This window comes from Melioribacter sp. Ez-97, assembly GCF_051488665.1.
Classification (GTDB): domain Bacteria; phylum Bacteroidota; class Ignavibacteria; order Ignavibacteriales; family Melioribacteraceae; genus Melioribacter.
In genome coordinates this window covers 1-23,992 of sequence record NZ_JBPSEG010000004.1, presented here as the reverse complement: position 1 = coordinate 23,992, position 23,992 = coordinate 1, and the positions used below count along the sequence as shown (strand labels likewise).

The window sequence follows — 23,992 nt, the reverse complement described above, 5'->3', positions numbered from 1 at the left end:
TCCGGCGTTAGTTAATCTCGAAATATTGTTTTTCTTCTTCGACAAAGAGATTGTAAATTTCTTCGGCAGTACGAGCCTTTGCAAGATTTTCTCTGAATTCCTCGTTGTTCATCATCCTTGAAATTCTGCTGAGGAGTTTGATGTGCGGACCTACGAGATTTTCTTTGCCGACCAATAAAAAGACCAGGTTAACGGGCTGACCGTCGAGAGCCTGGAAATCGATCGGCTCGTCGAGTTTGCCGAATGCAGCAATTATATCGTTGACGCCGTTTGACTTTGCGTGCGGAATTGCAAAACCTTTTCCGACGCCGGTCGACATTATTTTTTCCCGTTCGTGAACCGCTTCCCGAACTCCTTCAAGGTCTTTGACGCGTTCGTCGTCTTTAAATAAATCTACAAGCTCATTGATTACTTCTGTCTTTGATCTGCCTTTTAAAGAGGGTATGATTTTGTCTGGCTGTAATATTTCCGAGACTTTCATCTAATATCCAATTGAGTTTTTACTGGTACAAATTTAAGAAACCCTTATCCCTTTATCAACGAACCCGCTCCTTTTACTACTAATTTTCTTGAAATCGGATAAAACTAACCTTAATTTTTCATTAAAAATAAAAAACGGAGTTGTAATGGATATTCAAAACAAAACGGTTCTGGTTCTGGGGGCATGGGGTCTGGTCGGCAACGCGGTAACCCGTAAACTAGTGGGCGAAAAGCCGAAAAGAATTATCGTCACTTCGCTTAAAAAGGAGGAAGCCCTCGGACAGGTTGAAAAATTAAAAAAAGAATTTCCGGGTTTGCCGGAAGATTATTTTATTCCGTGGTGGGGCAATATTTTCGTAAGACATGAATTCAAAGACAAGAATCGTATGGAGCTGCTCGAGAATCCCGAATCGCGAGGAATAATGATGCGCGATATTATGGAAGAATTGAGCGATGAGATATTGGAGTCTTCGGCGGCTTATAAACTAATTATGGAATTCAAACCCGATATAGTTATCGACTGCGTTAATTCGGCAACGGCAATCGCTTACCAGGACGTTTATTCGACTTATTACCGGATTAAAAGATTGATAAACGAAGGCTCCGACGCCGAAATTCTTAAAAGCGAAATGGAAAAACTCTTTTGCACAGAATACGTGCCTCAAATTATCCGACACGTTCAAATTCTATACAACGCAATGAGCAGAGCGGGCACGAAAATTTATTTTAAGATAGGCACAAGCGGAACAGGAGGAATGGGATTGAACATTCCTTACACGCACAGCGAAGAAAAACCCTCGCGAGTTCTTTTGAGTAAATCCGCCGTCGCCGGCGCTCATACTTTACTCCTCTTTTTGATGGGCAGAACTCCTCAAGGTCCCATTACAAAAGAAATTAAACCGACCGCAGCAATTGCATGGAAGAAAATAGAGTTCGGCGAAATCAGAAAAGCCGGCAAGCCGATCGAAATTCAGGAAGTCGGTCTCAACGACGCGGTTCGATTGGAAGGGAAACTGAATTTGAAACCGGACATAAAATTCAAGTCGACGGGAGAGTCGTTGAAGTCAGTTTATATCGATACCGGCGAGAACGGCACTTTTTCGAGAGGCGAGTTCGAAGCAATTACGACTCAGGGACAAATGGAATATGTTACTCCCGAAGAAATTGCCGACGACCTGATTTACGAAATTAAAGGCGGCAATACCGGTCACGATATTATTAACGCGCTCGACAATGCGACGCTCGAGCCGACTTACAGAGCCGGCTTCTTGCAACATTCGGCGGTGGAGAAACTGGAAGAACTCGAAAACATCCATAATAAAGAGAGCGTTGCGTTTGAATTGCTCGGTCCGCCGCGCCTTTCGAAACTTTTGCACGAAATAAATCTACTGCGACACGTAGCGGGCGAAATGAAAAAAATACCGGAGTATTCGCCGGCTCGACTGTCGAAGAAAGTATTTGAGTTTATTAAAGAAAACGACAAACTGAGAAACGAAATAATTTCAATCGGCATTCCGATACTGCTGCCCGACGGCAAGTCGCTTCTGCGGGGAAATACAATGAAAATACCGCCGTTCAGAGGGGAAAACGAATTGAACATAACTCCGGAAAATATCGATATGTGGGCGCATGACGGCTGGGTGGACTTAAGAGAGAAAAATATGGAAACCTGGATCGACAGGATTAATACAATAATAGCCGAAGCGAATTCGATACCCGAAGACGACACGAGTTCGATGCACGTGAGAAACAAAAAATACTGGAACGACTTCGGTAAAATCGACATCGGGAAAGTTGTAGGATGGATTTTTAGTAAGGAAGAAAAAGGCGAACGAATGAAAGCCTGATGAATAAGCCGCCGCCTCGTCATGGGCGGCGGCTTTATTTTTCGTGCGGATTTTTTTTACCTTCGATCAAATATTCGATTGTTAATTTAATCCGTTTTTCCCTGGTCTCGATTTTCTTCGCGCCGGTAATCCAGAGAACATATTCTTTTCTGTTCGTAAACGAGAGCGTTTCGAAAAAATCGTAAGCTTTTTTATTCGTCTTAAAAACCTTCTTTAAATCGTCGGGAATAATAACCGATCGCTTTTCGGCGTCGATGTATTCCGATTTCCGGTTTCCGTTTTCCTTCTTTTGAGGCTTTGCGCCCGCCCGTAGCCCGAAAGCCGACCAGTTTACGTCTACGGAAATTAAAGTCAATATTTGCATTCCCGTTTCCTGCAGGATTTCATAACATGAATCGCGATTAAGGTCGGTCGAAATTCCGGAAGATTTTTTGGGAAAACCAGCCCACAATATTCCTTGATTGCTCAATTTTTTTATTGCTGCCGGCAGTTCTTTCTTTAAGATATCCTTTGTTTCCGAAAAAAGAAAAATTATATCGTAAAGAATCCCTTTGCGCGCTTTTGTGCCGGGATTGAAGGAAGACATCAGTCGCGCGAATTCTTCCGGCGGATTTATCAATAATAATTTTTGATTATCCTTAAGGCGGAGTTTTCTGTAATACGGATTGTTTTTCTTTCCCGTCATCTATCTGAATTATCTTTTATGGATTTCCTCGTTTATAATTTTATAACGGCGCGTTTTTATCTGATGACTTTCCATCTCTTTCTTAAAATCGTATTGCTTTACCACTTTGATTTTACGCGGTAGAATAATATGCGTCTTCGGAGTGATAATGGGAGGCGTCCGGCTGATTCGATTTACAGGCGGTTGATTCTTCTTTCGGATTTTGGTAATGGTATAAGAAAAAAGAATTATAATTAGCGCCAGCGCAAATGAGATAGTAAGAATATGAAAAATGATTTCGTTTAATTTCATGGAGTTTAAATATTTCTTTTCTTTATTATCGCACAAATCGTGCCTCGATTTTAGGGGTAATTAATAAAAAAACGGAACGTTTTAAAGATATAATGTCCCGTTTTGATACGCATTATCGTTTTAACTCTCTAAATAAAATGCCCGCCGGAACGACGGGCATTGGGAAAATGAACGATGAAATTTAATTTTTGACGGGTTTGCGCCCGATGCTGTAGTAGGTAAATCCGAGCTCTTTCATTTTTGCGGGGTCGAAGATATTTCTGCCGTCGAAAATCAATCGGTTTTTCAATAGTTCTTTTATTTTGTCGAAATCGGGATTTCTGAATTCGTTCCATTCGGTCAAAATCAGGAGAGCGTCTGCGTCCGGCAGGGCGGAGTATTGGTCCTGAGCGTATGCGGGTTTGTCGCCTAAATAGAAACGAGCGTTTTCCATTGCCGCCGGATCGTAAGCTACCACTTTTGCATTCGAGTCGAGTAACTGATTAATTATTACTATCGAAGGAGCTTCGCGCATATCGTCTGTATTCGGCTTGAAGGAGAGTCCCCACACCGCAAACTTTTTACCTTCGATATTTCCGTTGAAATGCTCTTTAACTTTTTTGACCAGAAGTTCTTTCTGGTTTTTGTTTACCTCGTCGACGACTTTGAGAATTTTCATCGGCGAGCCGAATTCTTCCGACGTTTTAATCAATGCGTTTACGTCTTTGGGAAAGCAGGAGCCGCCGTAGCCGATTCCCGGGAATAGAAACCGTTTTCCGATCCTGCTGTCGGAGCCCATCGCTTTGCGAACCATTTCCACATTTGCCCCGGCTTTTTCGCAAAAATTTGCCAGCTCGTTCATGAACGTAATTCTCATTGCCAGATACGAATTCGAAGCGTATTTCGTCACTTCGGCGCTTTCGGGATCCATTTCGAAAATCGGATTGCCCTGGCGCACAAACGGCTCGTAGAGAATTCTCATCTTTTCAAACGCTTTCGGATTCCTCGCTCCGATGACTATTCTGTCGGGTTTCATAAAATCGTCGACGGCAAATCCTTCCCTCAAAAATTCGGGATTCGAAACCACTTCGAAATTTTCGATATTGTATTTTTCTATTATTTGTCGGACTGCCGTGGAAGTTCCGACAGGAACGGTGCTCTTGTTGACGATTATTTTGAATTCGTTATTCGGTAAACTTTGCAGTATTTTGCCGATTTCTTCGGCGACGCCGAATACATACTTCAAATCCGCCGAACCGTCCTCGCCCTGCGGCGTGGGCAGACACAAAAAGATTATTTCCGATTCTTCAACCGCGCGGCGTAAATCGGACGTAAACGAAAGCCTCTTTTTGTCGATATTTCTCTGGAATAAAATTTCGAGTCCCGGTTCGTAAATCGGAACAATCCGTTTGTTCAGTTTTTCGAGTTTATCCGGATTGTTGTCCACACAGATGACCGTATTGCCCATTTCTGCAAAACAGGTTCCGCTTACCAAACCTACATATCCGGTACCGATTACGGCTAATTTCATTGATTGCCCTCCCGTTTGAATATGAAATCGTGTTCTATGTCTTTGAATTGTTTGGCTTTCAAATCCTTCTCCGATACAACCGGATTGTTAATTCGCCAATCGATATTTAAATCCGCGTCGTTAAACAAAATTGCGCGTTCGTGTTCTCTGCTGTAACGCGCAGTACATTTATACATGAATACTGCTTCGTCCGACAAAACGGAAAAACCGTGAGCAAATCCGGGCGGAATCCAGAGCTGTTCTTTTTTAACGTCGTCGAGTTCGTAGGAGAAATATTTGCCGTACGTCGGCGATCCGTAACGAATGTCGACAGCCACATCGAGTACCCTGCCTTTTAAAACCGTGCAGAGCTTGCCCTGAGCAAATTCACCGACCTGATAATGGAGTCCGCGGATCGTGTTTTTTACCGATTTCGATATATTATCCTGGACGAAGTCGAATTTAATGCCCGCCTCTTCATATTTGAATTTGTTGAACAATTCAAAAAAGAAACCGCGTGGGTCTTCGTAAACGTCGGGTTTTACTATTAAAAGTCCGTCGATATGTACTTTTTCGAAAATCATTAATCAGTATCTGGGATTAGAATGCCATTTCCATGCGGTCGAAAGAATCTCTTCGATTTTTAATTCCGGTTTCCAGTCGAGAAGTTTCCGCGCTTTTTTGTTGTCGGCTACTAAAACGGCTGGGTCGCCGGGGCGTCGACCGGTAATTTCGTAATTTATTTTTTTGCCTGTAATTTCTTCGGCTCTCTTTATTATTTCCAGAACGGAATTACCCGAGCCTGTGCCGAGATTGATAATTTCCGACGTCGAATTTTCTTTATCCAGATAAAGGAGGGCTTTCAGATGCGCGTCGGCAAGGTCCATCACGTGAATATAATCTCTGATACACGTTCTGTCGTGAGTGTCGTAATCGTTTCCGAAAACAAAAACTTTTTCGCGTTTGCCCAGCGCCGCTTCGAGCACAATCGGAATTAAATGCGTCTCGGGAGAATGGCTTTCCCCGATTTCTCCTTCGGGGTCGGCTCCCGCAGCGTTGAAATATCTCAAACAAACGTGTTTCAAACCGTACTTGTATTCGAAGTCCTTCAACATCATTTCGATTACGAGTTTGGTGTTTGCGTACGGATTAATCGGTTTTGCGGGTTCCGATTCCGAAATAGGCACGTTAAGCGGGTTGCCGTAAATCGAGCAGGTGGAAGAAAAGACAAACTTTTTAATATTGTGTTTAACGGCGGCTTTTATCAGATTAAAACTTCCCAACACATTATTCGTATAGTAGAGTTCGGGATTTTCGACCGATTCTCCCACATAAGCGAATGCGGCAAAATGTACAATAGCTTCGGGCTTGTGTTTGTTGATTACTTTTTCGAGCGAGTCGTAGTCGAGCAAATCCGCATTTTCTAACGGGACCGAATCGACAACCGCCTCGCGGTGGCCTCTTACGAGACTGTCGAGCACGACCGGCGAAAAATTATTTTTTACAAGATATTTGACGAAGTGAGAACCGATATATCCGGCTCCGCCTGTGACCAATACTTTCACTTTTATTTCACCCTGAAAAAATTTTTGTTGTTTGTAAAAATACAAAATTATATTTTCAACTCTATAATAATTTCGTCAAAGCTCATTGAGCTTTATAAAAAGAAAAACAATCAGGGCGGGAGATGGGAAAATTACCCAAGAGATTTGAACGATTCTTAAAAGAATATCCCCAGGTGGCAGTAGCGTACGAAAAACTGGGAGGCGCGGTCCACGAAGCGGGTCCGCTCGACGAGAAGACGAGGATATTGATTAAACTGGCGCTTTCAGCAGGCGCAATGATGGAAGGAGCGGTTCACGCTCAGGTGCGAAAAGCCGTCAAAGCAAAAATCAAAAACGAGGAAATTAGACAGGTGGCGCTTCTGGCTATTCCGACAATCGGATTTCCCGCTTCGATGGCCGTAATGAGCTGGATCGACGATATTCTCGACAAAAAAAAGGGAAAGAAATAATTGAGATTTATTACCGAAGATTTATTTAATTCTCCGAAGCCGGACGAAGTTAAAATCGATCTGAAAAGAATAACCGCGCTCTGGGCGTTCAGCGAAGCGGCGTTCGGCGGTATTTTACACATACTCAAAATTCCGTTGACGGGACTATTCCTCAGCGTGGCGGCGGTAATATTCATCTCTCTTCTGGCTTATTATTCCGAAGACAAAAAGATAATTTTGAAATCGGCTCTGCTTGCCGCATTGGTAAAAGCCGTCGTTAGTCCGTACAGCCCGCTGAATTCCTATTTTGCAATTGCCGTGCAGGCTTTCCTCGGTTATTATTTGTATACTTATATCAAGTAGCACAGAACGGCGACGTTTTTACTCGGCGTTATTACGCTTTTGTATTCGGCTTTTCAGCGTCTCTTCATGCTAACGCTTCTCTTCGGTTTTACGTTCTGGGAATCGCTCAATGAATTTGCCGATTATATCGTTCTTCAGTTCTATAAATTCGATACCAGTTCGGGATTCAGTTTCAGCATGATGATTATTACTCTCTACGTGGGGGCGCATTTGATTGCCGGTATCGTGGTAGGACTGAAAGCCGCAAATATTCCCAAATGGGTAAGGCGATCTTACGACGACTATAAAGCCTATTACATTTTCCATCTGATAACGTCGGATAATTTTCTGGTTAAGGAGAAAAAAGTCAAAAGGTGGTGGCAGCGACCGTCGGGTATATTGTTTATCGTATTTTGCCTTTTCCTGCTGGTGTTCTCTTACTATCTTAATAATTATAATCGTTTCTGGGGCGTTGTCTTTATGCTGCTCCGTTCGTTGACTATCTCTTTCATCTGGTTCAGCATAATATCGCCGATTGTAATCGGAAAATTCAAAAGGTTTATCGAAAAGGAAAAATTCGAGCACGCTTCGGAAATCAACAGCATAACAGATCTGTTCCCGAGTTTCCGCGCAATTCTCAACAACAGCTGGTCGGTCTCCAAAAGGTACCTCGGAATCGAACGATTGATCTTTTTCTTTTCGCTTTCCTTCTTTTTGCTTCTTACAATGAACGACGAGAATGTCCAATATAAAAATTATTTCCGGGCTTATTAATACCGGCAAAACTACCGCGCTTTTCAAATGGGCTGCGGCGCGTTCCGGCGTCGACGGAATTTTTCAACCGGTTATTAATGAGAAGCGATTCCTTTATCACATTCAAAGCAGAACGGTTTACTCGCTGGAACCCGCAGGGAAAGAAGACGAGCTTTCCGTAGGGAAATTTCGTTTCAGCCGGAATGCCTTTCGCCGGGCGAACGACAATTTAATCGAAGCCGTAAAGCAAAATTACGGCGCTATCGTATTCGATGAAATCGGTAAACTTGAATTGGAAGGAGAAGGACTCGCCGATGCTTTAAATTATGCGCTGGAATTCTCGGGCGCGGCGCAATTGATATTGGTCGTGAGGGAAAATTTGCTTGATAAAGTTGCGGATAAATTTAAGATTGTCGATCCGGAAATTATTCGCGAGCCGTACGAAATTATTTGATGCCGCGGCGTCCAAAAAACAGATCGATTTACCGATAAAAATCCGCAATTCGCCGATTTGCCGTTTCAGCTCAATCTCAATTTATTAATTTGCAGTCGGAATGTATTAACGGAGTAAAAATGCAAAGTCATATGACAACGAGAATTCTGACGGGATTTGTTCTGGTGGCGCTCGGAATTTTATTCCTGCTCGACAATTACGAAATTCTGACGCTGCCGGAATTCGTCTATTCGTGGGAATATCTGTTTATCCTGTTCGGAATATTGATCTTTTTCCTTACGCGTAGCAAAACCGCCGGGCTGATTTTTATCGGCATCGGATTGTTCAATATAGCTCCTGAATTGTGGCCTCTGCTGCTTATCCTTCTGGGTTTTTATATTTTGTTCAGGCAGGGCGGAAGAGCCAAATATAATTTCGGAAAAAAACATTATCGTCATAAACCTGAACCGGAGGGCGGGAAATCCGGCGAAGAATCAGGAACAATCGAAGAAGTATCAGTATTCGGCGGCAGCAGCAAGAATTACTACATAAATAATTTCCGGGGCGGCAATATCGTATCGATTTTCGGCGGTTCCGAAATTAATCTGACCAATTGCAAACTTGCCGAAGGCGACAACACACTCGATATAACAATCATTTTCGGAGGCGCCACTTTGATAGCGCCGCCTGGCTGGAAAATCGTCGTCGACGTGCTTCCTATTTTCGGCGGCTTTTCGGATTCCAGAAGAAAGATTCCCGATTCGGATTTCGACGAGGACAAAATTCTTTACATAAAAGGAATTATTATCTTCGGCGGCGGAGAAATTAAAAACTAAGGAGACGAAATGGATAATTCAAAAAGATCAGGCGCGAACTGGCTGGGCATTCTTCTGATTATCGCCGGAGCTTTGCTTTTAATCGACAACGTTTTTATGATCGACTTTTCATTCCGGCACATTGTCTTTTCATGGCATATGCTCTTTCTGATTATCGGCATTGCGGTTCTTTCGAAATCGAAAAACAGCGCGGTCGGTATTGTTTTTCTTGCAATCGGTATTTTCGGAATTGTAAGCAGAATTGTAAATCCTTTCTTTGTATTGAGATTCCGTGACTTCTGGCCTGTTATCATTATTATTATCGGACTCTTTATTATACTGAAAAGAAACGGCCATCACTCAAAAAGGGAAGAAGCCGAAGAGGAATCGCAGGATGCGGAAACGGAGACGAAAGATTTTGTCTATACCGAAAACGAGGATTTCATCAACGAAGAATGCATACTTACAAGCGCCAATAAAGTGATTCGTTCGGAAAATTTCAGCGGCGGTAAAATCAACATTATTATGGGCAGCCTTCAGCTTAATTTCGACAATTCCAAACTCGCAGAAGGAGCTGTTACACTCGACGTCAGCTGCATTATGGGTGGGTGCACGCTCTTTGTGCCGAAAAATTGGAAAGTGATTTCGAATATTACGTCTGTCTTCGGTGGATTCGACGATAAGCGTTATGTTATGCCGGGCGCCGAAGAGAATCAGGAAGGTTTGTTGATTTTAAAAGGCTCGGTCGTTTTCGGCGGCTGCGAAGTCCATTATTCATGACGGTTAACCGTGATGATTAATCCGTTTATCAAAAATAAAAAGCTGCTCTTAATCTATTTCCTGCTCTGGATATTTATTGCGGCGGCGCAGTCGCTCATTCTTCTTTTTATTGTGGATATGCCTTTCGGATATTCGATTGCCGACGGCATTGTATTTAACGGACTTTACGCTTTTGTGGGACTCAGTTTCTGGTATATGGTAAATTTCAATTCGCTCGACAATTATCCCGCCTACAAGATTATACTTAATCATATAGCCTCGGCTGCAATAATTACGGCTTTCTGGCTCGGAGCTTCGTATTTTATTCTTTCGAACATTATCGACGACGGGAATTATTTGACAATGCTGAACGACAGTTTGATTTGGCGTTCGATTGCCGGCATTATGTTCTACGTAATAATTATCTCTGTCGATTACGTTCTTATTTATTACAATAATTTTCACGATAAATTATTGAAGGAAGCCGAACTGAGGACGCTTGTAAAAGAGACCGAATTGAAGTCCCTTAAATATCAAATCAATCCCCACTTTATTTTCAACAGTCTCAATTCAGTCGCTTCTCTGACGTTGAGCGATCCGGGAAAAGCGCGGGAAATGACGATTAAACTCTCCTCTTTTTTAAGAGGCACTTTATCGCGTAATGAAAACCGGACAAATTCCCTGAAAGAAGAGCTCGAAAATTCGCGGCTCTATCTCGACATCGAAAAAGTAAGATTCGGGGACAAATTCGATTACGTCGAAGAATGCGACGAGGATTGCCGCGGAGGCGAAGTTCCCGCCATGCTGCTTCAGCCTCTGTTCGAAAACGCAATAAAACACGGAGTGTACGAGAGCGTCGAAAAAGTAACCATTAAACTCAAATGCAAAAGAGAAAACGGATTCCTCAAAATTAGTCTGGAAAACAATTACGATCCTGAAGCCGTTCCCCGCAAAGGCGAAGGCATCGGTTTGAAGAATATTAAAAACCGTCTCAAACTCTTTTACGACAACGAGAATTTGATTTCCACGGATAAAAGCGGCGGAATTTTCAGGGTGAATATTTACATACCGGAGAAATAATGAAAAAGATAAAAACGCTGATTGTAGACGACGAAAAGCTCGCGCGCGAAGTTGTGTCCCGGTATCTCTCGGAGTACGACGAATTCGAAATTGCCGGCGAGTGCTCGAACGGATTCGAAGCGATAAAGTTGATTAACGAAATTAAACCCGACCTGATTTTCCTCGACGTTCAAATGCCTAAAATAACGGGGTTCGAAATGCTCGAATTGATCGACGAACCTCCGGCTATCGTATTTACTACGGCATTCGATCAATACGCCATCAAAGCCTTCGAAGTAAACGCAATCGATTATCTGTTGAAACCGTTTTCGGAAGAAAGATTCAAAGACGCGCTCGACAAAGCAAAATTATCGATCGGCAATAAATCGGATCTACGGGACAAACTGAATAAACTGAAAGAAACCGACAGGGAAAAGGGCGAGCGGCTCGAAAGAGTGGTCGTTAAACACAACAATAATATTCTTATTATTTCCGTCGACGAAATAAATTATATCGAAGCGCAGGACGACTATGTAATGCTGCATACGGCGAGGGGAAATTTCCTCAAGCAGAAAACCATGAAGTGGTTCGAAAAGAATTTGGACCCCGAGAATTTCATCCGTCTGCACCGTTCCTACATAACGCGGCTCGACGCCGTCAAGCAGCTCGAACTCTTCGAAAAAGAATCCTACAGGGCAATCCTTAAAGACGGCGCAAAGATTCCCGTCAGCAAATCGGGTTATCAAAAACTGAAAGAAATAATGAACGGGTAATTTAATTGACCTTTGAAAAGGGAGTCCTTATATTTGAGGAAAAATTCGGAAAGCAAATGGACTTCGATAAAGACCTTCAGTCGATTCAACTGGCTCGCAATTTAGCCGCTCGCGCAAAAGAAGCTCAGATGGAATTCAAGCATTTCAATCAAAAGCAGGTGGACAAAATAGTCGAAGCGATGAGCGAAGCCGGCTTTCGCGAAGCCGAAAGACTCGCGCGTATGGCTCACGAGGAAACGGGTTTCGGCAAAGTATCGGACAAGATTATCAAAAATCAGTTTGCCACGAGGGATGTTTATAATTCGATTAAAGACCTCAAAACCGTCGGTATAATCGATATAAGAAGCAACGGCAAAGTGGTTAAAATAGCAGAGCCGATGGGAGTTGTGGCGGCTTTGATTCCGTCGACCAATCCGACGTCGACCGCAATGTTCAAAGCGATTATATCGTTGAAATGCAGGAACGGAATTGTAGCCAGTCCTCATCCGAAAGCCGTTAAATCGACAGCCGAAGCAATGAATGTCTTATCCGAAGCCGCCGAAAAAGCGGGCGCTCCGGCGGGTTTAATCCAGACGTTGACTATTCCCACGCTAGAAGGCACGAACGCATTGATGCACGATAAGAACATTGCGGTTATACTTGCTACGGGAAGCACTCCGATGGTGCGCGCGGCATACAGCGCGGGAAAACCTGCTTACGGCGTAGGCTCGGGCAACGTTCCGGCTTTTATAGAAAGAACCGCCGATGTTAAAAAAGCCGTGGCGGATATTGTCTACGGCACTACTTTCGACAACGGCGTTTTGTGTTCTTCGGAACAGGCGATGATTGTCGACCGTCCGATCAAAGAAAAAGTTATCGAAGAAGCCAAAAAACTCGGGTGTTATTTCTTAAATCCCGAAGAAAAGAAACTTCTGGAAGAACGAGTCGCCAAAGGCGCCAAACTGAACGCCGATATAGTGGGCAAACCCGCTCCGTGGATCGCCTCCTACGCAGGTTTCGAAGTCCCTCCGGACACGACGGTATTGATTGCCGAATGTACGAAAGTCGGCAAAGACGAACCGCTTTCGATCGAAAAACTCTCGCCCATACTGGCGTTTTATACGGTTGACGGATGGCTCGAAGGATGCCACCGTTCGATAGAACTGCTCGAATTCGGAGGCATCGGTCACACGATGGCAATCCATTCGAACGACAGGGAAATCATATTGAAATTTGCGTTGGAAAAACCCGCGTTTCGTATCGTGGTAAACACGCCTTCGTCCGTAGGCGCCGTCGGATACACGACGGGATTAACGCCATCGATGACTTTGGGACCCGGCACGTGGGGAGGTTCGATTATTTCGGAAAACGTTACGGCTTCTCATTTGATGAATATTAAAACTCTGGCGTTCGAAACCAATCCGGTTAACAAAGGCAACGCGGTCGATTCGTTGGAAGGAACCGGAGTTAGAAGGACGGAAGCGGGAGCCTCCGGATTTACGAATATTATCGAAGAACGCTTGAGAGCGCGTGCGGGCAATCCGCCTGTCGGCTCTTTCAATTCTTCTTTTACGAAAAAAGAATCAAACAAACAGTTCGGCAGCGGCATCTCCGAGGATGAGATAAATAAAATTATAGCGGAATTTAAGAAATATTGAATTTAGAGTGTGATTTTTAATATTAAAGTATTATTTTGACCTGCCGATTTTAATCAATTCAGTACCTCGCCACTCAATGGAGGTGACTTATGCTTACTATGCTTGTCAATCCCGAAATCAAAGAATTAATTCAAAAAAGAAATTTTTCGGAACTCAAGGACATTCTAATAGATTGGGATCCTACCGATATAGCGGATTTAATTCTAAATCTGGAAGAAGACGAACGGGCTTTGATATTCAGGCTTCTTCCGAAGGAGCTTGCCGCGGATGTGTTCGAATATCTTGATTACGACACTCAAATAGATTTAATCAAATCCCTCAGTCAGGAAAAGATAGCAGAACTTCTCAACGAGATGTCGCCCGACGACCGTACGGCATTATTCGAAGAGATGCCGCCGAACGTCGTCAAACAGATGATCAGCTACCTGACGCCCGAAGAACGAAAAATAGCCCAGCAGCTGCTCGGCTATCCGGAAGACAGCGTCGGGCGTTTAATGACTCCCGACTATATCGCTATCCGGGAAAATTGGACGGTTCAGGAAACGCTCGATTATATCAGAAAATACGGACACGACAAAGAAACATTGAACATTTTATATGTAGTGGACGACAGGGGAAAATTAATAGACGATATTAAGATTCGGGATTTTCTGCTGGCTCCGCTCGATACTAAAGTATCGGAATTGATGGACGGAAATTTTGTTTCGCTGAAAGTAAACGACGACCAGGAAACTGCAATCGAAGTTTTTAAGAAATACGACAGAATCGCTCTGCCCGTTACCGACTCGTCGGGCGTATTGGTCGGTATCGTCACGGTAGACGACGTGCTCGACGTTGCCGAAGAAGAGACCACCGAAGACATTCATAAGAGCGCGGCAGTCGAAGCGCTCGAAGAGCCTTATCCCGATACGCCTGTTATGAAAATGATTAAAAAACGGGCGGTATGGCTCAGCATTCTTTTTATAGGCGAAATGTTTACCGCCACGGCAATGGGATTTTTCGAACACGAAATAAGTCAGGCAGTAGTGCTTGCGCTTTTTCTTCCGTTGATTATTTCAAGCGGCGGCAATTCCGGCTCGCAGGCTTCAACGCTTATTATACGCGCACTGGCTTTGAATGAAATAACTTTGAAAGATTGGCTCTATGTATTCAGGAGGGAAATAATAACGGGATTGATGCTTGGCGCTATTCTGGCAATTATCGGTTTTATACGAATTACCGTCTGGCAATATGCGGGTTACAGTTACGGCGAGCATTGGATTTTACTTGCGATTACCGTCGCCTGTTCGATTATCGGGGTGGTAGCCTGGGGCAGTTTAATGGGTTCGATGCTTCCTTTTATAATGAAAAAACTGGGATTCGATCCGGCGACTTCGTCTGCTCCGTTTGTCGCAACTCTGGTGGACGTAACGGGAATCGTAATTTATTTTACAGTAGCTCACATAATGTTAAGCGGGACGCTTTTGCCTTAGAGATTTTGCGGTTCGATATAATTTTTGCGCCAGCTTCGCATTAAAACGCCCGTTACAATCAGGCCGATTCCGATCATAGCTATTTTAATATACGATTCGGGATAGTAATAGTATCCGCCGATGGCGACGGGCAGATTATTGAGCTCGACTGAATTAAATCCTTCGGCGCGCGCTATTTCCACTTTGTATTTTACATGAAGGAGGGCGTATACAAGGATTACGGAGCCCTGAAGAAAGCAGACTATATCCACCAGAGCGAAAATCAGAGTGGTCAATAATTTTTTCACGTTTCCCTCGAATAAGTTTTGTACCCCCGAGAGGACTCGAACCTCCGACACGCGGTTTAGGAAACCGCTGCTCTATCCACGCTGAGCTACGGGGGCATTTCCAAATTCCACTTCGAAATATATCGCCTTGCGCAAAAAATGACAAATACAAATGCGGATTAACTTAAAAGGATTATCAGAAGAATCCGTAATCGCGCGCCGGAAATTTTTTATTGACAATAAGTTTGAATAAATTTATTTTCAGTTTAAGAAGTAAAGCAACGAGGGCCCCGATGGGCAAATTCAAACAAACTGACCGAAATGGGTTTTATTTTTATAAGTGTTACAATTATTCTTCAGACTGATACGGTTGGGGAATAATAATATGCAGACTCTATTTTTTAATATTGTGTTTTTTGAAGTAAAACGAAATAATCGGAATGATATGCTGCATAAGAATACGGGATATTATTCCTCAATTAAATATTTTGTGCAGTATAATTAATAGTTATAACACGGGTAAAAATATGAGTAAAGAAGCAGAATATTCTATTGAACTCAATAAGACGCTAAAATACAGTCTTTGGGTTTTCCCGGTATTTTTTGTAATAATATTAATAATATTTTTTAAGTATGCAGAGATTAATAATATTAAACTTCTTTTGGCTCTGCCTTTTTGGGGATTTGCGTTTTGGAATTGGTTAATATATTTCAATCGTCCAGTCAAAATAGATATATATCAAGATTTTTTGATTTTGTATAACATATTCAATAAAAAAAGAAAAATAAGATTTGATGAAATCATTTCCATAGAAAATCATACTTCAAAAAAAATAGTTATTCGTACAAAATCGAAAAAGATATTAGGAGTTAATGGCTTTGATGAATTTCATAAATTAATTGAAAAAGCAAGAAGTTCCAATTACCAGATAACCTTTAAAGGTTTTTAAAGTTACAGCGTTTTAACCGACCGTTCAATCCGTACGCTCTGCCGCAGGCATGCAGGCTGCTTTTCAGAAAAAGTAAAGTCCCGGCGTCGCAACTGTTATTTTGAAAGATGTAATTGATTTTGAAGTAAAATGAGATGTTTGATAACAATATCGAGCGTCGCGGCAATAGCCGTTTTATTCGTAAGTTGTAATGAGAAGGGCGGGATGTTAACCAGCCCAATATACTACGAGCCGACAGACAGCGTAATCGTACCGCTTGAGCCGATTGATTCTCAAATTATTATGGGTATTAAAGAAGAAATTAAACCGGGAAAACGAAGCGCGGCTCTTTCATTCTATACTAAAAGAATCTATTCGCAAGGCGGCGCAAAAATTAACGGAAGTCTTAGTATAATAAACAATTCGATTCGAGTCGAACTTAAAGAAATAATACTGCCCGAAGTTGGTCCCGCGATTTCAATGCCCGCTTCCGTATCGTTTAATCTGGGCGAACTCCGGAATGGTTCCTATACGATACGGATTATAATAAACGGCAAGGAGATTACCGGCGTTATAACTGTTTCGTACGAATCATTCGATATGAAAATCCGGCCGAACAATATTATTATTTGTCGTCAAAATACAATATTACGAATACCGGCGTATATAATTTGGGGACAAGCCGAATCGATACGTCCTGATCATTACGGGTTATTCTTGGATTCGCTAAAGATTCTCGGAGCCAAAGAACATAATCTCAAACCGGGTCAATATACGTATTTCGATATCGATTCGCAGGGCAATTTCGACACGCATTCGGTTCTTGGCATGCCGTACGGCGAATTTTTTCTCCGCTCTTTCGAAGGGGACACGCTGATAACCCGAAACCTGGTCAAACGGTTTTCAAAAAGATACGGAGACTCCGTTTATATAAAGCTGTTCGGAGGCAGAGGCGAAATGTATTTCAGCACGGTTCTGAAAAACGAACCCTGACGGTTCCGGATAGATTAAGGAACTCCCGCAGGACGCCGTTTTCCGTATTTACCGGATGACCTTCTTGTAATAATTATGATATTTAATGTAATAGTTGCGTAACTTGCAAGCCGGTATTTGCGGGCAATTGATAACGCCCAGGATAAATGTGGTTACTAATATCGATAATTCTTTTTACCGAACCGGAAAAACGCGGCGAATAAACTAGTCCGGCGGGCATAATAATTCCATCAATGTTTTCCGACTTGTTCATCTATCGATTTCGAATGATTTTGCGGATTTGACGACTTTAACGATTTGCGCAACGATTTTCGGAAATTTAATAACGGGTTCGACGTTATACCGGATTTTTTTAAAGACGAGGAGTAAACAAATGAATAAAATAAAGTCGAAACGAATCATAAAAATACTGTTGTTCGTCGGAACAATTATCTCGTTGTATTACGTTCCCTGGCCTATTGTAAAGGCATGGATAGAGCCTCTTCCCGAAGCTGTTCAGTTGCAGGCGGATAAAGCTTCCGAATGCGGATTCGACGGTATAATTGTTTGCGTCAATACGAAAGGGAATCGAACGGATTTTTACGTTTCGGGTTATAAAAACAGAGAGAACAAAATTCCCGCGGATCCCAATTCGCTCTTCAAAATAGCGAGCGTGGGCAAGTTATACACGGCAGTGTCAATCGCCAAATTGGCGAATGAAGGACGTTTGTCGTTGGATAATACTCTCTCCGGTTACTTTCCCGAACTGGCGGACAGAATAGAAAACGCCGATAAAATAACAATTAAAATGATGGCGCGGCATCGCAGCGGAATACCCGATTACACGCGAACATACAATTACTGGGCGCATCCGAAGCAGAACGATAAGGAGCGATTGGATTTGATACTCGATTTACCTGCCGGCTTCGAACCGGATACGGATTATGAATATAGCAATACGAATTACTTGTTGCTCTCTGAAATCATCGAAAAAGTTACAGGGGAAAGCAAATTCCGGTATATTAAAGAAAATATATTGGAACCGCTGAATCTGAATAATACATACGGTTCTATTAAAGAAGTTAATTTGGATGACGTAATGAGCGGATATTACGTCGGCTACGAAAGCGACTTGAAGGCGGACGACAACGCATCGATGCTTGCGACCGCCGGAGACCTGAGCAAATTTATTCGCGCGCTTAATGACGGTTCTGTTTTTCAAGATGAAAAAGAACGGGAAATCTATTCCTCGATTTATGAATACGGGCATACGGGTTTGATTCCCGGTTATCAGACTATCGCCGAATATCATCAAGATATAGACGCCGTAGTAGTGCAATTTACAAATACGGTAAACTTTGACGGTTACAATTGGAATATGTCGGAAATAATGTATAATCGAATAGTCGATATACTGAAAAAAATAATTGATAGCGCAACTGTTTTATCATAGAGGCGAAGAAACGATGGATAACGGAACCGCGCAATGATATTCCCCGGACAATCCTCTTAGATTTGTATACCTTAAAGCCCTCCCGGTAAACGCAGATAAACGCTCCGTATTAATTTTTCATTGACTAATAAACTGTCTGCTTATATTTTAAATTTACGTCTTAAACAGCAGCGGACAAATTGAGCGCCGCAGAACGGGGTGTAAATAAAGAAATAAATTCCCGGGCGTTTTTTACGGAGGTAAAATTATGCGGGGGCAACGCGGAGAAATACGGGAAAACGTTCTAAAAAGGTTTTTGTGGTTGTACGGACTCCATTCGTTACTGCATATGATTTCTTTTCTTGCCGGAAATTATTTATTACCCGAAGGCTTTATGCGCGGAAGTCCGCAGTTTGCCATCGGTTCTTTGACTGCGTCGGCAAATTCTTTTCGGAAGAATTTGCGCTTACGCTTCTTTTTAATCTGGGAGTTGTTTTTCCGGTCTGCTCGCTTTCGAATCTGCAGCGCATGTACGGAATGCCTGCCGGTTATTTTGTCAATGTCCTTTTGGCAGTTACTAGCGGACTTGTATCCGGCACAAATTCTTTTGCAGCCTCCGACCTAAGACAGTTTAATGCATTAGACGGCGCCGCTCTCGGCATGAGCATCGGCGGCATTGAAATGACTGCCTACGTTCTTGCCATTTCCGCTACTGCCGGAATCGGTATTTACGATTATACTTTGCGGGAATGGAAAGGCATAAAAATCAAAAGTTGGCGGGAAATCAGATTGTCCGGTACCGAGATTTTTTGTTTTTGTCTCGGAGTTCAATTGTTAGTCGCCGCCGCATACAGGGAAACGGTAATGGCTCTAAACGTATGAATTGTTTTTCGCCAATGATCATTTTTTAAGACTAATAGATTATGATAGATTAACTTCAGGAGAAACGGATTTGTAGATTACGCTTTAATGTATAGATTCGTACGGAACAGACACAAAAAACCGTTCCGTACGTCGTCGCCGTTGAAGGGGCAAATGCCGGATGTAACTCCGTTGTCCCGGAAAAAGATTGATTATTATAATAATTATGTTATATTTATGTTCAGTTTGTACTTCGCATGAATTAAAAGTAGTTAAGAAAGGAAAAATTTTTTACAAAACCGCAAATTAAGTGGAAAATGCGCATCTGATAACAAACAATCCTCATACTTCCGGTCGCAAAGGGCATCCGGGGAGTCCGAATATTCAAGAAATTGTTTTTCATAAAATCAATCATCTATCAAAGGTTTTGTAATCGATAATTACAAAGAATTGGAAACGGTATAAAATATTAAGAACCCGGGCGAATACGAATTCGGCTTCATTGCAAATTCCCTCACATCGCTTGCCTGGCAAAGCATGTTAAAATAGAGCGCGTGTCCGGGCGTTAGGACGTAACGTAATTTCTGTTTTCTGTAAGCAGCCGGAAGAAATCCTTTCCGGTCGTTTGTAAAAAATATAAAAACCGGTTTTTGAGTCCCGCGCCGAGAAGCAAATACCCGATTCCCTTCCCGACCGGATACCGGCGAAAAAAATTACAGACCGCAGCGGTGTATACTTATTTAGGACATTCGGGATAAACATATAAATTCATTCTTAATTAGTATACAGAGGAGGTTGTAATGACTAAAAGAGCGTATTTATTCGGAAGCCTTTTAATGATTATTGCCGCGCTGATAGGCTGCGATTCGGTTGAAAGCGGCGGTGAAATTGACGATTCAGATTCCGATTATGAAATTCTGGAAGACGAACTCGAAGGTTCGTTGACGGGCGCGGGCGAAGTTGTTCCCAATCTTACCCCTGCAGCAGGCAACTCTCCGCAGGCAAAGCTTATTAACAGATGTATTGACGTTTGGAATAATATGAAAGTTACGAAATACGTGCATTCGAAAGACAGCGTTATAGACGAACAAAAGGGAATTTACAAATACGACTGCAGCGGATTTGTAGGAATAATTGCTATCAAAAAAGTTTTGCCCGGTCATTACCGGGATTTAGTCGATCACTTAACGAGTATAATGAAAACAAACGGAACGAGGAAAAAGCCGAGCAGACCCTTGGCTGCTTCGTTTTATGATTATTTCAGAGACGTAATTCTCGTAAATCCGGACAATATTTCCGCCGAAAACAAATACTGGAAGGTTTTCACTTCGATCGATTCTTTGCAGAGAGGCGATATTATTGCCGCCAGGTATGACGATAATTGGAGAATAGATACGAAAAATCCAACCACTGGTCATGTTATGATTGCCTGGGATGTTGGCAAAGTGAATAGCGATAATTCGGTTTTAATACAAGTGATGGATGCCGTTTCGAGCGCTCACACGAAGACGGCTGACACGCGTACGATGAATTCCAAACCCATAGCGGAAGCGCTTAACGGTAATAAAAGCGGAATCGGATTCGGCAAAATGAAATATTTAATCAGCGAAAACGCGCACAAACGACCTTACGCTTATAAATGGAGCCTGAACAGTAAATATTGGTACAACCTGACTTCAGGCGATAATATCTCCGCTCCTGATTCCGATAAATACGACAGGCTTAAAGGGATTATATTTGCCCGTCCAAAATAAAAAGCGTTCTGTTTAGTGATTGTTAAAGATACGGATCAGCATAAAGTCCGCGCTTTTATTAAACGGTAAATGTATGCTTTGCGATTGAGATTTTTCTTTGATAAATGAATATTAACTGATTCGGGGTAATAAATGAATTTATTTCACGTTTTTCTGATGACGTCGGCATTCTTTTGCTCGCTTGTAGCGGGTTTTTTGCTGGCGTTTACGATTGTTGTAATGCCGGGTATAAAAACGCTTGGCAACAGGGAATTTATTAAAACATTTCAGGTAATTGATAACGTAATTCAAAACCGTCAACCGATATTCATAATTCTATGGTTAGGTTCTGTCGCGGCTTTGGGCATAACGGTTATACTGGGTTTCCAGGAATTGGAAAAGTATAATTCAATAATCATACTGTCCTCTTTTATTATTTTTTTAGCGGGAGTTCACGTCCCGACAATAATAATCAATGTGCCTTTAAATAATAAATTGCAATTGATTAATACCGATACGGAAGACGAAGCGGCATGTCAAGCCGTTCGAAATAATTTTGAGGCGCGTTGGAATCGCTGGAATAGAATAAGAACGGTATCTTCATCCGTTGCTTCGATACTGTTAATAATTTTGCTGCTTAACGTATGACTTAACGTAAGCGCTCTGATTTGAAAGATAAACTCTCCTGCAGGCGATCTGCGATTGCATTCTATTCCCGGATTATAAGGATATGCGTTTTTGCGCATTCATTAAAAAAATTTTATTGACAATAAGTTTGCGTAGAATTGGTTTCAACTTACCATAGAGTATGGTATGGCAAAAATGAGCGTTTTCGAACAAATTGCCAAGAATTGATTTGTTTAATTTAAAAACGTGCGGAGATAATAATTACTCGACAGGCGGGTTTTTTGCTGTATTTCATTCTTTAGTTGTGAACGGAATCAAAGGATTTACGGCGGTTAAAATAAGAATAAGTCTTGCTTTTAATGTAAACGCTTATTACAATATCCCGCCAGTAGAAAAATTACGGGGTTCCGATTTTTAAAGTATTGGAATTAACGACCGATGGAGAATTGTATTCAGACGGATTGACAATAATGCGCACGATGTTAAGATAGTGGACTATCATTAATATTGGGAGGATAAAAATGGAAAGATTAGAGAATATACATCCGGGAGAGATTTTACTCGAGGAGTTTTTGCTTCCTCTTAAAATTACTGCTTACAAATTAGCAAAAGATACCGGTATACCGCAGACTCGTATATCACGGATAATTAAAGGTAAAAGGAGAATTACCGCCGATACGGCGTTGAGATTATCATCGTATTTCGGCGACAGCAAAATTCTGGCTTGGTCTTCAAAACGATTATGATATCGAAGAAGAAAGAAAAACAAACAAGAGATACTGACAAAAATAAAAACAAACGCGCCGCAGCAAAAGGCATAGAATCAGTCCGGAATAGATTAAAATTACGGTTCTCAATAACCGGATATTTCATATTCCGGTAGAAGGGATTTCAATACGAAAACCGCCGCGAACTCTGCCGGAAACAGTTATTATATTAAGACAGATTTATATACGGACCGATTAAACAAAAAATACCAAACTTAACCTTCCCAACCCCGCGTCCCTCAATCACGCGCTCTATTCTAATTTAGCAGTCGACGCATATCTTGCAGATATCCGTGAAAAATATGTTGACAATAAGTTTGAATAAATTTATTTTCAGTTTAAGAAGTAAAGCAATGAGGGCCCCGATGGGCAAATCCGAACAAACTGACCGAAATGGGTTTTATTTTTATAAGCGTTACTGTGGTTCGTCAGACTGATACGGTTGAGGAATAATATTATGCAGACTCTATTTTTTAATATTGTGTTTTTTGAAGCAAAACGAAATAATCGGAATGATATGCTGCATAAGAATACAGTATATCGTTTCCCAATTAAATATTTTGTGCAGTATAAGTAATAGTTATGATAAAAGATGAAAAAGGTATATTGAATGGCAATTCCTGATTACCAAAGCTGCATGCTTCCTCTTCTTGAATTTGTTGCTGATCAAAAGGAACATTCCCTGAGAGAGGCCATCGATCATCTTGCAACGCAATTCAAGTTGACAAATGATGAACTGAAGCAAATGCTCCCTAGCGGACAACAGGCCATCTTCGATAACCGAGTGGCCTGGGCTAGAACATATTTGAAACAAGCTGGGTTAATCGAACCTACGCGAAGAGGATATTTCCGAATCAGCCATAGAGGTATTGAAGTTTTAAAGAAAACTCCACAAAAAATAGATGTAAAGTTTCTGGAGCGGTTCAAAGAATTCAGGGAGTTTAGGCAACGCAAGAGAAAACCACAAGGCAAGATTAAAGAAAACAGCAAGGACGAATCGGAAAAAACTCCAGCAGAGGCATTGGAGGTCGCCTATGAAAATCTAAGAGAGGACCTTGCGAAGGAAATCTTGCAGCAAATTAAGCGATGCCCCCCAAGTCTGTTTGAAAAAATCGTCGTCGAGTTGCTCGTCAAAATGGGATATGGAGGCAGTCGGAAAGATGCTGGACAGGCTATAGGCAAAAGTGGAGACGAAGGAATAGATGGTATCATAAAGGAAGACAAGCTTGGCCTAGATATTATCTATATTCAGGCGAAAAGATGGGAAAATACCGTCAGTAGACCAGAAATACAAAAGTTTGCGGGAGCTCTTCAAGGACAGCGAGCAAGGAAAGGCATATTTATCACAACATCGAATTTTTCAAAAGAAGCTCTAGAGTATGTGAGTAAAATAGATACCAAAATCATTCTTATTGATGGCGAACAACTTGCCCAATACATGATTGACAATGACGTGGGTGTTTCACCGGTTGCCAAATACGAGGTCAAGAAAGTCGATTTAGATTATTTTACAGATGAATAAAAAGAGAATCATAACAACCGGGCGCAGTGGACGCATGTTCCGCTGGCGCTCCACA

The 23,992-nt window shown here is 42.1% G+C and carries 25 protein-coding genes, 1 tRNA gene and 1 pseudogene; 19 read left to right on the top strand and 8 right to left on the bottom strand.

Going from position 1 to position 23,992, the window contains the following annotated elements; all coding sequences use genetic code 11:
* Window positions 1-7: 7 nt before the first annotated feature.
* Window positions 8-481, bottom strand: a complete 474-nt coding sequence (locus ACSSWA_RS06475) for a PTS sugar transporter subunit IIA (protein WP_437355744.1) — start codon at window positions 479-481, stop codon at window positions 8-10.
* Window positions 482-626: 145 nt separating this feature from the next.
* Between ACSSWA_RS06475 and ACSSWA_RS06470 the strand changes: the two genes are divergently transcribed.
* Entirely contained in the window at window positions 627-2,327 is a 1,701-nt protein-coding gene (locus ACSSWA_RS06470; RefSeq protein ID WP_437355743.1) for a short-chain dehydrogenase, read from the top strand.
* Window positions 2,328-2,361: 34 nt separating this feature from the next.
* On the opposite strand, the gene ACSSWA_RS06465 is transcribed toward ACSSWA_RS06470, so the two are convergent.
* The 5 genes from ACSSWA_RS06465 to galE all read right to left on the bottom strand — a co-directional run bounded on the left by ACSSWA_RS06465 (window position 2,362) and on the right by galE (window position 6,357).
* Complete coding sequence (locus ACSSWA_RS06465) at window positions 2,362-3,012, bottom strand: YdeI/OmpD-associated family protein (protein WP_437355742.1); 651 nt, start codon at window positions 3,010-3,012, stop codon at window positions 2,362-2,364.
* A 9-nt stretch (window positions 3,013-3,021) separates the two neighbouring features.
* Window positions 3,022-3,303 carry a hypothetical protein gene (locus ACSSWA_RS06460; RefSeq protein ID WP_437355741.1) on the bottom strand — a complete coding sequence of 94 codons (282 nt, stop codon included), beginning with the start codon at window positions 3,301-3,303 and terminating at the stop codon, window positions 3,022-3,024.
* 181 nt (window positions 3,304-3,484) lie between these two features.
* Window positions 3,485-4,813, bottom strand: coding sequence for a UDP-glucose dehydrogenase family protein (locus tag ACSSWA_RS06455; RefSeq protein WP_437355740.1), 1,329 nt, complete (start codon window positions 4,811-4,813; stop codon window positions 3,485-3,487).
* Window positions 4,810-5,376 (bottom strand): dTDP-4-dehydrorhamnose 3,5-epimerase, encoded by a 567-nt coding sequence (rfbC, locus tag ACSSWA_RS06450; RefSeq protein WP_437355739.1) that lies wholly within the window; start codon window positions 5,374-5,376, stop codon window positions 4,810-4,812. The genes ACSSWA_RS06455 and rfbC overlap by 4 nt, the downstream gene beginning before the upstream one ends.
* Window positions 5,377-5,379: 3 nt before the next feature.
* The gene (gene galE / locus ACSSWA_RS06445; RefSeq protein WP_437355738.1) at window positions 5,380-6,357 is read right to left on the bottom strand and encodes a UDP-glucose 4-epimerase GalE; all 978 of its coding nucleotides are present in this window, start codon (window positions 6,355-6,357) and stop codon (window positions 5,380-5,382) included.
* Between the two features lie 122 nt (window positions 6,358-6,479).
* On the opposite strand from galE, the gene ACSSWA_RS06440 reads away from it, so the two are divergent.
* The 10 genes from ACSSWA_RS06440 (at window position 6,480) to mgtE (ending at window position 14,828) form a co-directional block, all read left to right on the top strand.
* Complete coding sequence (locus tag ACSSWA_RS06440) at window positions 6,480-6,806, top strand: carboxymuconolactone decarboxylase family protein (RefSeq protein ID WP_437355737.1); 327 nt, start codon at window positions 6,480-6,482, stop codon at window positions 6,804-6,806.
* Complete coding sequence (locus ACSSWA_RS06435) at window positions 6,807-7,148, top strand: hypothetical protein (RefSeq protein ID WP_437355736.1); 342 nt, start codon at window positions 6,807-6,809, stop codon at window positions 7,146-7,148. It begins immediately after the preceding gene.
* A gap of 66 nt (window positions 7,149-7,214) precedes the next feature.
* Window positions 7,215-7,901 (top strand): hypothetical protein, encoded by a 687-nt coding sequence (locus ACSSWA_RS06430; RefSeq protein WP_437355735.1) that lies wholly within the window; start codon window positions 7,215-7,217, stop codon window positions 7,899-7,901.
* Window positions 7,867-8,334, top strand: a complete 468-nt coding sequence (locus tag ACSSWA_RS06425; protein WP_437355734.1) for a nucleoside-triphosphatase — start codon at window positions 7,867-7,869, stop codon at window positions 8,332-8,334. The genes ACSSWA_RS06430 and ACSSWA_RS06425 overlap by 35 nt, the downstream gene beginning before the upstream one ends.
* 119 nt (window positions 8,335-8,453) lie before the next feature.
* The gene (locus ACSSWA_RS06420) at window positions 8,454-9,149 is read left to right on the top strand and encodes a LiaF transmembrane domain-containing protein (RefSeq protein ID WP_437355733.1); all 696 of its coding nucleotides are present in this window, start codon (window positions 8,454-8,456) and stop codon (window positions 9,147-9,149) included.
* Window positions 9,150-9,158: 9 nt separating this feature from the next.
* A complete protein-coding gene (locus ACSSWA_RS06415; protein WP_437355732.1) occupies window positions 9,159-9,908 on the top strand; it encodes a LiaF transmembrane domain-containing protein in 750 nt (249 codons plus the stop codon).
* 12 nt (window positions 9,909-9,920) lie between these two features.
* Window positions 9,921-10,967, top strand: a complete 1,047-nt coding sequence (locus ACSSWA_RS06410; protein WP_437355731.1) for a sensor histidine kinase — start codon at window positions 9,921-9,923, stop codon at window positions 10,965-10,967.
* Window positions 10,967-11,719, top strand: coding sequence for a LytR/AlgR family response regulator transcription factor (locus tag ACSSWA_RS06405; protein WP_437355730.1), 753 nt, complete (start codon window positions 10,967-10,969; stop codon window positions 11,717-11,719). The genes ACSSWA_RS06410 and ACSSWA_RS06405 overlap by 1 nt, the downstream gene beginning before the upstream one ends.
* 56 nt (window positions 11,720-11,775) lie before the next feature.
* Window positions 11,776-13,356 (top strand): aldehyde dehydrogenase family protein, encoded by a 1,581-nt coding sequence (locus ACSSWA_RS06400; RefSeq protein WP_437355729.1) that lies wholly within the window; start codon window positions 11,776-11,778, stop codon window positions 13,354-13,356.
* Between the two features lie 89 nt (window positions 13,357-13,445).
* Window positions 13,446-14,828: a magnesium transporter gene (mgtE, locus tag ACSSWA_RS06395; protein ID WP_437355728.1), complete on the top strand. Its 1,383-nt coding sequence runs from the start codon at window positions 13,446-13,448 to the stop codon at window positions 14,826-14,828.
* On the opposite strand, the gene ACSSWA_RS06390 is transcribed toward mgtE, so the two are convergent.
* Window positions 14,825-15,115 (bottom strand): hypothetical protein, encoded by a 291-nt coding sequence (locus ACSSWA_RS06390; RefSeq protein WP_437355727.1) that lies wholly within the window; start codon window positions 15,113-15,115, stop codon window positions 14,825-14,827. The two genes, mgtE and ACSSWA_RS06390, sit on opposite strands and share 4 nt — an antisense overlap.
* A gap of 21 nt (window positions 15,116-15,136) precedes the next feature.
* A tRNA-Arg gene (locus ACSSWA_RS06385) sits at window positions 15,137-15,211 on the bottom strand.
* A 410-nt stretch (window positions 15,212-15,621) separates the two neighbouring features.
* Between ACSSWA_RS06385 and ACSSWA_RS06380 the strand changes: the two genes are divergently transcribed.
* The 8 genes and pseudogenes from ACSSWA_RS06380 to ACSSWA_RS06345 all read left to right on the top strand — a co-directional run bounded on the left by ACSSWA_RS06380 (window position 15,622) and on the right by ACSSWA_RS06345 (window position 23,937).
* A complete protein-coding gene (locus ACSSWA_RS06380) occupies window positions 15,622-16,044 on the top strand; it encodes a hypothetical protein (protein WP_437355726.1) in 423 nt (140 codons plus the stop codon).
* A 204-nt stretch (window positions 16,045-16,248) separates the two neighbouring features.
* On the top strand, window positions 16,249-17,016 hold the full coding sequence (locus tag ACSSWA_RS06375; RefSeq protein ID WP_437355725.1) for a hypothetical protein: 768 nt from the start codon (window positions 16,249-16,251) through the stop codon (window positions 17,014-17,016).
* A 373-nt stretch (window positions 17,017-17,389) separates the two neighbouring features.
* The gene (locus ACSSWA_RS06370; RefSeq protein ID WP_437355724.1) at window positions 17,390-18,448 is read left to right on the top strand and encodes a serine hydrolase domain-containing protein; all 1,059 of its coding nucleotides are present in this window, start codon (window positions 17,390-17,392) and stop codon (window positions 18,446-18,448) included.
* Window positions 18,449-18,745: 297 nt separating this feature from the next.
* Window positions 18,746-19,309 carry a hypothetical protein gene (locus ACSSWA_RS06365; RefSeq protein ID WP_437355723.1) on the top strand — a complete coding sequence of 188 codons (564 nt, stop codon included), beginning with the start codon at window positions 18,746-18,748 and terminating at the stop codon, window positions 19,307-19,309.
* A 779-nt stretch (window positions 19,310-20,088) separates the two neighbouring features.
* Window positions 20,089-21,042: a hypothetical protein gene (locus ACSSWA_RS06360; RefSeq protein WP_437355722.1), complete on the top strand. Its 954-nt coding sequence runs from the start codon at window positions 20,089-20,091 to the stop codon at window positions 21,040-21,042.
* Between the two features lie 132 nt (window positions 21,043-21,174).
* Window positions 21,175-21,669 (top strand): anthrone oxygenase family protein, encoded by a 495-nt coding sequence (locus tag ACSSWA_RS06355; RefSeq protein WP_437355721.1) that lies wholly within the window; start codon window positions 21,175-21,177, stop codon window positions 21,667-21,669.
* Window positions 21,670-22,169: 500 nt separating this feature from the next.
* Window positions 22,170-22,469: pseudogene (locus tag ACSSWA_RS06350) on the top strand (HigA family addiction module antitoxin).
* Window positions 22,470-23,025: 556 nt separating this feature from the next.
* Window positions 23,026-23,937: a restriction endonuclease gene (locus ACSSWA_RS06345; protein WP_437355720.1), complete on the top strand. Its 912-nt coding sequence runs from the start codon at window positions 23,026-23,028 to the stop codon at window positions 23,935-23,937.
* Window positions 23,938-23,992: the final 55 nt, after the last annotated feature.

Bases quoted from the DNA above. Each gene is read 5' to 3' on its own strand.
- ACSSWA_RS06470 (WP_437355743.1), top strand. From the start codon at position 627: ATGGATATTCAAAACAAAACGGTTCTGGTTCTGGGGGCATGGGGTCTG.
- ACSSWA_RS06475 (WP_437355744.1), bottom strand. From the start codon at position 481: ATGAAAGTCTCGGAAATATTACAGCCAGACAAAATCATACCCTCTTTA.
- ACSSWA_RS06415 (WP_437355732.1), top strand. From the start codon at position 9,159: ATGGATAATTCAAAAAGATCAGGCGCGAACTGGCTGGGCATTCTTCTG.
- mgtE (WP_437355728.1), top strand. From the start codon at position 13,446: ATGCTTACTATGCTTGTCAATCCCGAAATCAAAGAATTAATTCAAAAA.
- ACSSWA_RS06375 (WP_437355725.1), top strand. From the start codon at position 16,249: ATGTTAACCAGCCCAATATACTACGAGCCGACAGACAGCGTAATCGTA.
- ACSSWA_RS06370 (WP_437355724.1), top strand. From the start codon at position 17,390: ATGAATAAAATAAAGTCGAAACGAATCATAAAAATACTGTTGTTCGTC.
- ACSSWA_RS06380 (WP_437355726.1), top strand. From the start codon at position 15,622: ATGAGTAAAGAAGCAGAATATTCTATTGAACTCAATAAGACGCTAAAA.
- ACSSWA_RS06400 (WP_437355729.1), top strand. From the start codon at position 11,776: ATGGACTTCGATAAAGACCTTCAGTCGATTCAACTGGCTCGCAATTTA.
- ACSSWA_RS06405 (WP_437355730.1), top strand. From the start codon at position 10,967: ATGAAAAAGATAAAAACGCTGATTGTAGACGACGAAAAGCTCGCGCGC.
- ACSSWA_RS06465 (WP_437355742.1), bottom strand. From the start codon at position 3,012: ATGACGGGAAAGAAAAACAATCCGTATTACAGAAAACTCCGCCTTAAG.
- ACSSWA_RS06440 (WP_437355737.1), top strand. From the start codon at position 6,480: ATGGGAAAATTACCCAAGAGATTTGAACGATTCTTAAAAGAATATCCC.
- ACSSWA_RS06455 (WP_437355740.1), bottom strand. From the start codon at position 4,813: ATGAAATTAGCCGTAATCGGTACCGGATATGTAGGTTTGGTAAGCGGA.
- ACSSWA_RS06360 (WP_437355722.1), top strand. From the start codon at position 20,089: ATGACTAAAAGAGCGTATTTATTCGGAAGCCTTTTAATGATTATTGCC.
- ACSSWA_RS06460 (WP_437355741.1), bottom strand. From the start codon at position 3,303: ATGAAATTAAACGAAATCATTTTTCATATTCTTACTATCTCATTTGCG.
- ACSSWA_RS06425 (WP_437355734.1), top strand. From the start codon at position 7,867: ATGTCCAATATAAAAATTATTTCCGGGCTTATTAATACCGGCAAAACT.
- ACSSWA_RS06410 (WP_437355731.1), top strand. From the start codon at position 9,921: ATGATTAATCCGTTTATCAAAAATAAAAAGCTGCTCTTAATCTATTTC.
- ACSSWA_RS06355 (WP_437355721.1), top strand. From the start codon at position 21,175: ATGAATTTATTTCACGTTTTTCTGATGACGTCGGCATTCTTTTGCTCG.
- ACSSWA_RS06420 (WP_437355733.1), top strand. From the start codon at position 8,454: ATGCAAAGTCATATGACAACGAGAATTCTGACGGGATTTGTTCTGGTG.
- ACSSWA_RS06430 (WP_437355735.1), top strand. From the start codon at position 7,215: ATGCTAACGCTTCTCTTCGGTTTTACGTTCTGGGAATCGCTCAATGAA.
- ACSSWA_RS06345 (WP_437355720.1), top strand. From the start codon at position 23,026: ATGGCAATTCCTGATTACCAAAGCTGCATGCTTCCTCTTCTTGAATTT.
- rfbC (WP_437355739.1), bottom strand. From the start codon at position 5,376: ATGATTTTCGAAAAAGTACATATCGACGGACTTTTAATAGTAAAACCC.